Below are 9528 nucleotides of genomic sequence, written 5' to 3'. Positions count from 1 at the left end.
TGCAGGTGCAGGTCGGCGGGCTGGGGGCGGGGCGTGTAGGCCGTGTAGTGCAGCGTGGAGCCGCCTACGCCGGTGCCAGAGTTGTTTTTGCCGTAGGCCAGCGGGTTTTTGCCCGCCGACAGCCGCTCGTCGTTCCAGAACAGAAACTCCTGGGCTTTTTCGTCGGTGGCGAAGTCTTTCTTCGGGTCGTGCCAGGGGCCGGCTTCCAGCGCCACCACCTTCAGGCCGGCCATGGCCAGCCGGGCCAGCAGCGGGGCCCCGCCGGCGCCAGTACCGATAACCACGCAGTCGACTTCGTCGGGCGTCACCGGAATTTCCAGCTTTTCTTCCAGCTCAGTTGGGGCCGTAGGGGCGGCCGCTTCGGCCAGGATACTTTGCAGCAGCGGGTCCTGCACTTCGGGCTTCACGGGGTCGAGTACCCCTTCTTCCAGCGTTTCTTCGTCGGGCATGTGGTGAAATTGTGAAATGGTGAGGTGGTGAGGTGGCAGCAGGGTGAGAAGTGAATCGTTCGTCATACGCCGACAAAGGCAGCAGAACAACTCACCGTTTCACAACTTCACCATCTTACCGCTCTTCCGGCTCCCGGTCTTCTTTTTCGTTGAGGCCAATTTTCGCCCAGCCGGGTACGTCGGCCATTCCCACGTAGCCGATTTCTTCCTGGGCCAGCGGGTGGGCATAGTAGGTTTCGGTCATCTCGGCCAGCATTTCCTCGAAGAAGCGGGGGGCAGGCACGGTCTGCCAGATGTCGCCGGGGGCGGAGCCGGCCTGCACGGCGTGGAGCACCGCGTCCTGCTGCTCGGGCGCCAATTCCAGAAAGCCGCGGCCGTGGAGCAGCTCCGCGCTTTGATTTAGCCCCCCCAAACCCAGCCGAAACGCCTCCCGGTCGGGTGGCAGCGCATCGTAGCGCCAGCCGTCAGACAGCCCCTGGAGCAGGCGCTGGTCGATGGCGGCGGCCAGCTCAATGGGCTCGGCGCGGTCGGGCTGGGGAAACAGCCGGGCCGCCACGGCCTGCAGCAGGGCATACGTGGCGGGCTCGAAGAATTGCGGGGCCGCTGGGGGCGTCAGGCGGGCCGTCAGGGCGGCGCGGGTGGCTTCCGTGACCAGCTCAGTGGGCAGCAGGGCCCGGACGGTACCGGCGGGATAAGACGAATCGGGCATATAAAAACAGACGAAACCAGAAGGAGAAGGTGCTTCCCTGTACTGCCGAGCTTGCCGGAAGGTTGTTGGCGCCCGCGGCCGGGGAATAAGCACAACCGCGCCGGGGGCGTTTTGTCTGTTCCGGGCAGGCGAATCCGGGCGGCGGCCTGGCTGTTTCATCCTATTCTTTCTATCTTCCACACCACCTTTCACCCTCCTGCTTATTGCCTATGCAACGAATCTTCTACTCCCTGCTGGCCCTGGCGCTCAGCCACGGCGCTTTTGCCCAACTGGCAGGCACCAAAACCATTGACCCCGCCGGGACGGGGCCCAACAACTATGCGACCTTCACGGCCGCCATTACGGCCCTGAATGCGGGCGGCGTGGGCGCGGGCGGCGTCACGTTTCAGGTGAAAAGCGGGGCCGTGTTCAGTGAGCTGCCCCCGGCCCTGACGGCCAGCGGCACGGCCAGTAACCCCATTATTTTCCGCAAGGACGGTACGGCGGCCAACCCCCGTCTCGAAGGAACCGGCACTGGCGCCACCGACGCGGGCCTGACCCTCGACGGGGCCGACTACGTGACCCTCGACGGCGTAGACATTTCGGACCCGGCCGCCAACACCACCCCGGCCCAGCAGCTCGAATACGGCCTCTGGCTCAAGGGCGGCGCCACCAACAACCTCGTGCAGAACTGCACCCTGGATTTGAACCGCGCCAATACCACCCGCACCTTCGGCGTGTTTGTGCAGGACGGGGGCAACAACGCCAACCGCTTCCTGTCCAACACCGTGCAGGATTGCTTTAACGGCTACAACCTCGACGCGGGCAGCACGCTCACCGACAGCGGCAACGAAATCGGGACGCTGGCGGGCGGGGCCCCGGGCCGGGTGCTGAGCGTGGGCTACCCCGCCAGCGGCGGTCCTACCACCGGCACCGTGTACGGCATCTACCTGCGCAGCCAGACCAGCGCCAAAGTCACCGGCATGGACGTGTCGGGCCTGAGCTCGTCGAGCGCCGTGTACGGCATCTACTCCAGCGGCGCGGCCAACGTGGTCGACATCCTCGACAACCGCGTCCACGCCATGACCGGCACGGGCACGACCTCGGCCTCCCAGGGCATTTACGTCAACAGCGGCACGCTCCACAACATCGGGCGCAACCGCACCTACGACATTGCTTCCACCGGCACCTCGGGCTTTGCTTCGGGCATGGACATCACCGCGGGCACGACCAACAACGTGTTCAACAACTTCGTCTACGACATCCGGGCTACGGTGAGCACGGCCGGCACCTCGGTGCGGGCCCTGAGCTTCCGCGGGGGCACCAACAACTACTGCTACCACAACACGGTGGTGCTGACCTACGCGGCCACGGCGCCATCGAACAAAAGCGGGGCCTTCTATATTTCGGGAACTCCGGCCGTGGATTTGCGCAACAACATCTTCGTGAACCTAGTGACCGGCCTGCCCGCGGGCGGGGGCGGGGTGGCCGCGGCGTTCTTTAAGAGCACTGCCGCGCTGACCAATCTGGCCGCCGCGTCCAACAACAACCTGTTTTACGCCGGCCCGCCTTCCGCCGAAACCCCCATCTTCTACGGCGTGGCCACCGCCCCGGGCGTAGATCAGACTCTGGCTCAGTACAAGCAGCGCGCGGCGCCGGCCGAGCAGAATTCGGTGACGGAGAACGTGCCGTTTGTGAACCCGCTGACCGACCCGCACATCCAGACCGGCGTGCCTACCCAGGTGGAAGGCGGCGGCCAGAACCTGTCGGCCTCGGCCCTGCCCGTGCCCACCGACATCGACGCGCAGGCCCGCACCGTGGCCAGCCCCGACCTGGGTGCCGACGAGGGCGCCTTCCAGGGCGTCGACCTTTCCGGGCCCAGCATCGTGTATACGTCCCTGCCTAACACCGCCAGCACCGGCAACCGCAGCCTGAACGTGTTCATCAACGACCCCAGCGGCGTGAATACCACCGCCCCGCTCGGCCCGCGCCTGTACTACAAGAAAAGCTCTGACGCCAACGTCTTCACCGTTCCCAACGATGCCACCGGCAACGGCTGGAAATGGGTGGACACCGGGGCCGCGCCCGGGGGCAGCGTCAACTTTACCCTCGACGTGAGCAAGCTCCGCACGCCCCCTACGGCTGGCGACGTTATCGAGTATTTCGTTACGGCCCAGGATTTAGCCGCCACGCCCAACGTGGGGGCCTCCCCCGCCCCGGGCTTCGCCGCCACCAGCGTGGCCAGCATCAGTAGCGCGCCCACTGCGCCCAATTCCTACCGGGTGCTGGGCCTGATCAGCGGGGTGAAAACCGTGGGCGTTTCCGCAGCGGCTGACTACCCCACCCTGACGGCCGCCGTGGCCGCCCTGAACAGCAATGAGCTCAGCGGGGCCCTCACCCTGCAGCTCATCGACACGGCCTACCCCAACGAAACCTACCCCATCACGCTCAATGCCAACACCGGCTCCAGCGTGGCCAACACGGTGCTGCTGAAGCCGGGGCCGCTGCGGACGGTAGTGCTCACGGCCAACGCCGCCACTCCCCTGCTCATCATCGATGCCAGCTACGTTACGGTGGAAGGCGTTACGCCCGTGGGCAACAGCGGCTCCCTGGCCCTGGCCAATACCGGCACGGCCACCAGCAGTGGCGTCATCTTCGTGACGGGCAACAACGTGGCGCTGCGGTCCGTGGAGCTGCGGGCGGCCAGCTCCCTGACGGCCTACGGTGTGGCGTTCAGTGGCGCGGCCAACGGCATGGTGCGCAACTGCAGCATCGCACGCACGGCCACGGGCATTCAGGCCCAGAGCAACTGTACCAACTTCATGGCTGCCTTCAACTCTGTCGGCAGCAGCAGCGTGGCAGCCGACAAAATTGGCAGTAGCGGCATTGTCATCGTCAATACCACGGGCTTCCGGCTGGAGAAGAATGTCGTCCTTGGCATAACCCGGGCCACGAGTCCGGCCGTGGCCGGGATAGTGGTAAGCGGCACCTCAACCGATGGCGTTATCGACGGCAACCGTATTCGCGACGTCGTGCACACCGGCACGGGTACTTCCAACAGCTACGGTGCTACGGGCATCCGCCTGTCGGCCACGGGGAGCAATGCCAACGTGACCGTAGCCAACAACGTCATTTCTGAAATCCTGAGCAGCGGCGACGACGGCATTTCCTTCACGCCCCACGGCGTGTACCTGACCAGCGGCGGCGGCTATAAGCTGGCCTATAACACCGTGCGCATGACCGGCAACTTGGCCGAGGGCACCACGCCCGTTTCCGGCGCCGTGACAGTCGCCAATGGCGTGACGGACGTGGCGCTGGTCAACAACGTGCTGGTGAACGAGCAGACCACGACGGCGACGGGCGGCAAGGCGTACGCGCTTTACTCCGCGCCGACGGCCTCGCCCTTCACCCTGTCCGACAACAACGCCTACTCGGCTCAGGGCCCGCGGGCCACGCTGGCGTATGTCAATGGCACCCCCCGCCCCACGCTGGCAGCGCTACGCACCGCCACCGGCCAGGATGCGGCCAGCCTCGTTACCAACCCCGTGTACCGTCTGGTCAACGCCACGGACCTGGCGCCGTTGCCGAATGCCAACTGCAACCTCAACGGCCGCGCCCGCCCGGTGGCCGGCGTCACGACCGACTACAACGGCACCCTGCGCAGCACCACGGCCCCCGACATTGGCGCGTTTGAGTTCACGCCCGAGGCCCGCCCGGCGCCCGCGGCATCCAATCAAACCGCCATTTTCAACCAGCCCGTGCCAAACCTGATGGCCACGACCACCAGCCCCGGCGTGGCGGTGTGGTACGCCAACGCGGCCCTGACCCAGCGCCTGTTTGCCGGCCCGAGCTACGCCACTGGCCGCACCGCCGTGGGCGTGTACACCTACTACGTGGTCGATTCGCTGAATGCCTGCGTGAGCCCGGCCACGGCCGTCACGCTCACCATTCAGCAGGGCACGGCCACCGTGGCCGCCCTGCGCGAACTGAGCGTTTCGTGCTACCCCAACCCCACGGCGGGCCTGATGACCCTGGCCGTGCAGGGTCCGGCCCGGGCTATTGCTCTGGAGCTGGTCGATGCCCTGGGCCGGCCGGTGTTGCAGCAGCAGGTCAGCCACCGCGGCGGCGCCACCCAGCACCCCCTCGATTTGCAGAGCCTGACGAAAGGAATGTATCTGCTGCGCCTGACCACCGAGGGCCAGACCACCAGCCGACGAATCGTGGTGGAATAAACGACTGGTGAATCCAACGTAACAAGGGCGGCTCCGCAGTGGAGCCGCCCTTTTGCGTTGAAACGAAGCTGTTGCTTACTAGTCGGAGCTCATCTTGCCGCCCGTCACGTGGACCAGGCTGCCGGTCATGAAGGAGCCATCCTGGGAGGCCAGCAGCACGTAGGCGGGCGCCAATTCCTCGGGCTGACCAGGGCGGGCCAACGCCACTTCGTAGCCGAACTTCTCGACTTCCTCCCGGGGCATGGTGCCCGGAATGTTGGGCGTCCAGACCGGGCCCGGCACCACGCAGTTGACCCGAATGTTCCGCTCGCCCAGGTGGGTGGCCAACGACTTGGTAAAGGCGTGAATGGCCGACTTGGTGGCCGTGTAATCAATCAGCAGCGGGTTGCCGGTCAGGCCCACGATGCTGCCGGTGTTGATGATACAGTCGCCGGCCTTGAAGTGGGGTACGGCAGCCTGGGCCATCCAGAAGTAGCCCAGAATGTTGGTGTCGAAGGTGCGGCGAATCTGCTCCTCGGGGATGTCCTCGAACTTCTCCTGGGCCATCTGGAAGGCGGCATTGTTGACCAGAATGTTGAGGCCGCCCAGTTCGGCGCGGGTGCGGCGCACGGCCTGCCGACACTGTTCCGGGTCACGCACATCGAGCTTGAGCAATAAGCACTTGCGCTTACGCTTCTCAATCTGCCGCTGGGTTTCCTGGGCGTCCACGTCGTTTTCGTTGTAGAGCACGGCCACGTCGGCGCCTTCCAGAGCGAAGGCAATGGCCACGGCCCGCCCGATGCCGGAGTCGGCGCCGGTGACGAGGGCAATTTTGCCTTCCAGCTTGCCGGCGGCCTTGTAGTTGGCAAAATCCGTGTCGGGCTGGAGCTTCATGTCGGCCTGCTTGGCCGGGTAAGGCAGCTTCTGGGCCGCGGACTTCATGTCTTTGGCCGTGGGGCGCTTCTCGGGCTTGGCGGGGGCGGCCTTCTTGGCCGGCGCTTTGGCGGCAGCAGCGGTTTTGGCGGGAGTGGCAGCTTTTTTGGCAGTCATAGCAAGGCGGAATAGAGTAGAACTTCCGCTTACGCAAAAAACCGCCGGGTAGTCGTGCCCACCGGCGCTACCGCCGAGCTTGAGTGCGCAAAAAATGCCCCGGCCCGCGACGACGCGAACCGGGGTTTTTAGGCAACGTCACCCGCGGGCTAGGCGGTAGCGTTCTGCTTGGCCAGGGTTGGGTAGTCGGTGTAGCCCTCGGGGCCGGGCGTGTAGAACTTCTCGGGGTTGGGCTGGGCCAGTTCGGCGTCCTGCTGCAGACGCGTGACCAGGTCGGGGTTGGCAATGAAGGGGCGGCCAAAAGCAACCAGGTCGGCCTTGCCGCTTTGCAGGTCGGCTTCGGCGCGCTGCTTGTCGTAGCCCCCGCTCAGAATCAGGGTGTTGGTAAACCGCTCCCGGATGCCAGCCACCAGCTCCGCCGGCACTTTCGGGGCGCCCATGCTGGAGTGGTCGACCAGGTGCACGTAGACCAGATTCAGCTGCTGGAGCTGCCCGGCCAGGGCCAGATACTGCTCGTCCAGTTCGGCAAAGGGCTTCAGGTCGCCGGCCAGGCCGTAGGGCGAGAGGCGGATACCCACTTTGTCGGCCCCGATGGCGGCGATGGTGGCCCGGGCTACTTCCAGGGCAAAGCGGTTGCGGTTTTCGACGCTGCCGCCGTACTCGTCGGTGCGCTGGTTGGCGGCCGGGTTCAGAAACTGCTCAATCAGGTAGCCGTTGGCCCCGTGCAGCTCCACCCCGTCGAAACCGGCCTCGATGGCGAGCTTGGCGCTGGCGGCGTGCTGCTGCACCAGATCTTTCACCTCGGCCGTGGTCAGGGCCCGGGGCGTAGGCTGGGGCTGGAGCTGCTGCTGGTCGGTCCACATCTCGCCGGCGGCGGCCAGAGCCGAGGGCGCCACGATTTCGGCCCCGGCGGGCAGGTTCAGGGGGTGGGAAATCCGGCCCGTGTGCATGAACTGCACGAAAATCCGGCCGCCCCGGGCGTGTACGGCATCCGTGACCAGCTTCCAGCCGGCCACCTGATCAGCGTTGAACAAGCCCGGAATGCGGGCGTAGCCCAGGCCCTCGGGGGCGGGTGAAGTGCCTTCGGTGATGATCAGGCCCGCTTCGGCGCGCTGCCCGTAGTAGGTAGCCATCAACTCGTTGGGCGTGTTGCCAATGGCCCGACTGCGGGTCAGAGGGGCCATTACCACGTGGTTTTTAAGCGTGAGGGCGCCCAGCGTAGCGGGCGAAAACAGGATGGCTTGGTCTTGGGACATGAGAACGTAAGGTTTACGGCGGGTGAAAAGCCGCTTCCGCCGCGGACGTGGGCGGGGCGGCTGCGGGTATGAACCACCGGAGCCCCGTAAAGTTGCCGACCGGCATGCGCGCCCACCGGCAACGTTGTCCGCTGCCCGGCCTTGCGCTACCTTCGCCGCACCCCTGTCCGGCCCGCCTCGCCCTTTCGCTATGCCTTCCAAGCTTTCCTGGCCCCTGCTCAACCGACTGGCTTTCGGCCTGGCCGTGCTGCTGCGCTGGGCCCACGAGCTGGCCATGCCCGCCCTCACCCGCGACATGCAGACCCAGACCGAAAGCGCGGTCAATCTGCTGCGCGGGCACGGGGTGAGCCTGGCCCGGGTGAACTGGCAGGATGTGTCGGCCCCGGTGTTTGAGCCCCTGAACCTGTGGCCGCCCGGCTACGCCTGGCTGATGGCGGGGCTGCTGCGCTGGGTGTCGCCCGAGGTGCTGGTGGGCACTCAGGTGATGCACTGGGCCGGCCTGCTGGGGTTGCTGCTGGCCTGGTGGTGGCTACTCAAACCGCTCAAAAGCAGGCTAGTGCCCTACGCCCCGGCGGTAATCTTCCTGTTCTGGGGCCTGAGCAATGCCCCGTTTCACCTGCTGTTCGGCACTGACCTGCTGGCCCTGGCCTGCTACACCGGTGGGCTGGCGGTGCTGCTGCAGCTGCTTACTCGCCCGGCCCGCCGCCCGCCCGGCCCGGGCCCGCTACTGATGAGCGCGCTGGGGTTTGGGGCCTGCCTGCTGCGGTTTGCCTACTACCCGCTGGCGTTTTTTCTGCCGCTGACCCTGCTGGTGTTTGCCTGGCGCTGGCGGCCCCAACTGCGGCGCCCGGCTCTGGCGAGTCTGCTGCTGCTGCTGGCGCTGGTCGGGGCGCTGCTGCTCTATCAGGCTCGCATTGCCGGCGACGCCTACTACATCACCAAGTTCTACACCCAGCTGGCCACCGAGGCCCCAACGGCCGCCCGGCTGGGCCTGTACTGGTACCATCTCGGACAATTCGACCCGGTGCTCTACCACAGCTTTTTCTCAAACGAGCTGGACTTCAGCCGGGTGCCTCACGGCGTCGCGCTACGAGTTGGGGCGGTGCTGGCGGTATCGGTAGTAGTAGCCGGGGTGCTGGCCCTGGGGCTGCGGCAGGAATGGCGGGCAGCCTACCGGCAAGGACGGCTTTGGCCCACGCCCGGGGTGCTGTTTCACCTGCTGGCGGGCGGCACGGCCCTGCTCTGCGCCGGCCTGTTGACGGCGCTTTCCCTGCGCTACCCGGCCGCGCTGGTAGGCTGGTTTGCCGGCGGCCGCTGGACCTACGTGGCCGACACCCGCTACTTTCTACCGGCCTTTATGAGCGTTTCGGCCATGCTGTTGGTGCTGACCTTGGCCCGCCCCGCCCGGCTGAATCCCGCCGGACGTAGGGTGGCCGTAGCGCTGCTCGGGTTTTCGCTGCTCTTGTCGTTGGCCACCCGGGACCGGCGCACGGCCCAGAACCTGCTGAAGGAGCCGGCTTTCTTTATGGATAAATCCCAGGGTATCAGTGCCGACGTGCGCCAGCTCGACCGGTTTTTGCGCACGGTGCAGCCCGGGGAACCGGTGATTATGGGGCGTAACTACTACAACAAGCGGGTGGAAATTGCGGCCCGGCTGGCCGGCCACATCGTGCTCGATGCCGACTCCCTGCTGGCCCACGCCCCCCTGCGCACCTCCCGGCCCACGCTTATGCTGTTTGACCTGAACCCGGATACGCCACCCACCCCGGCCGTGGCGGCATTTTTGGAGCAGCACCACGCCCGGCAGCGCCTATGGCTGCCCACCATGCGCACCATTATTTTGAGCGTGGAAGTCCAGCCTTAAGCTCTGCTTC

At 66.1% G+C, this 9528-nt stretch carries 5 protein-coding genes and 1 pseudogene; 2 read left to right on the top strand and 4 right to left on the bottom strand.

Translation table 11 applies throughout. The annotated features are described in order from the left end of the window. Window positions 1-515, bottom strand: a pseudogene (locus EWM57_RS21620) (hypothetical protein); the annotation flags it as partial. 49 nt (window positions 516-564) lie between these two features. Continuing rightward, on the bottom strand, window positions 565-1158 hold the full coding sequence (locus EWM57_RS14690; protein ID WP_129921912.1) for a gluconate 2-dehydrogenase subunit 3 family protein: 594 nt from the start codon (window positions 1156-1158) through the stop codon (window positions 565-567). Window positions 1159-1367: 209 nt separating this feature from the next. On the opposite strand from EWM57_RS14690, the gene EWM57_RS14685 reads away from it, so the two are divergent. Further along, a complete protein-coding gene (locus EWM57_RS14685) occupies window positions 1368-5369 on the top strand; it encodes a T9SS type A sorting domain-containing protein (protein ID WP_129921911.1) in 4002 nt (1333 codons plus the stop codon). Between the two features lie 78 nt (window positions 5370-5447). Here the strand turns inward: EWM57_RS14685 and EWM57_RS14680 are convergent, their stop codons facing one another. Together EWM57_RS14680 and EWM57_RS14675 are read right to left on the bottom strand one after the other, a co-directional pair. Further along, complete coding sequence (locus EWM57_RS14680; RefSeq protein WP_394345423.1) at window positions 5448-6290, bottom strand: SDR family oxidoreductase; 843 nt, start codon at window positions 6288-6290, stop codon at window positions 5448-5450. 257 nt (window positions 6291-6547) lie between these two features. Beyond that, window positions 6548-7654: an alkene reductase gene (locus EWM57_RS14675; RefSeq protein WP_129921909.1), complete on the bottom strand. Its 1107-nt coding sequence runs from the start codon at window positions 7652-7654 to the stop codon at window positions 6548-6550. A gap of 190 nt (window positions 7655-7844) precedes the next feature. On the opposite strand from EWM57_RS14675, the gene EWM57_RS14670 reads away from it, so the two are divergent. Beyond that, complete coding sequence (locus tag EWM57_RS14670; RefSeq protein ID WP_129921908.1) at window positions 7845-9518, top strand: hypothetical protein; 1674 nt, start codon at window positions 7845-7847, stop codon at window positions 9516-9518. Window positions 9519-9528: the final 10 nt, after the last annotated feature.

This window comes from Hymenobacter persicinus, assembly GCF_004167665.1.
Classification (GTDB): Bacteria; Bacteroidota; Bacteroidia; order Cytophagales; family Hymenobacteraceae; genus Hymenobacter; species Hymenobacter persicinus.
The sequence above is the reverse complement of the archived record's forward strand: the minus strand, read 5'-3'. Positions and strand labels throughout refer to the sequence as shown.

Excerpts from the sequence above, each read along its gene's own strand:
- EWM57_RS14690 (WP_129921912.1), bottom strand. The coding sequence starts at position 1,158 with ATGCCCGATTCGTCTTATCCCGCCGGTACCGTCCGGGCCCTGCTGCCC.
- EWM57_RS14685 (WP_129921911.1), top strand. The coding sequence starts at position 1,368 with ATGCAACGAATCTTCTACTCCCTGCTGGCCCTGGCGCTCAGCCACGGC.
- EWM57_RS14680 (WP_394345423.1), bottom strand. The coding sequence starts at position 6,290 with ATGAAGTCCGCGGCCCAGAAGCTGCCTTACCCGGCCAAGCAGGCCGAC.
- EWM57_RS14675 (WP_129921909.1), bottom strand. The coding sequence starts at position 7,654 with ATGTCCCAAGACCAAGCCATCCTGTTTTCGCCCGCTACGCTGGGCGCC.
- EWM57_RS14670 (WP_129921908.1), top strand. The coding sequence starts at position 7,845 with ATGCCTTCCAAGCTTTCCTGGCCCCTGCTCAACCGACTGGCTTTCGGC.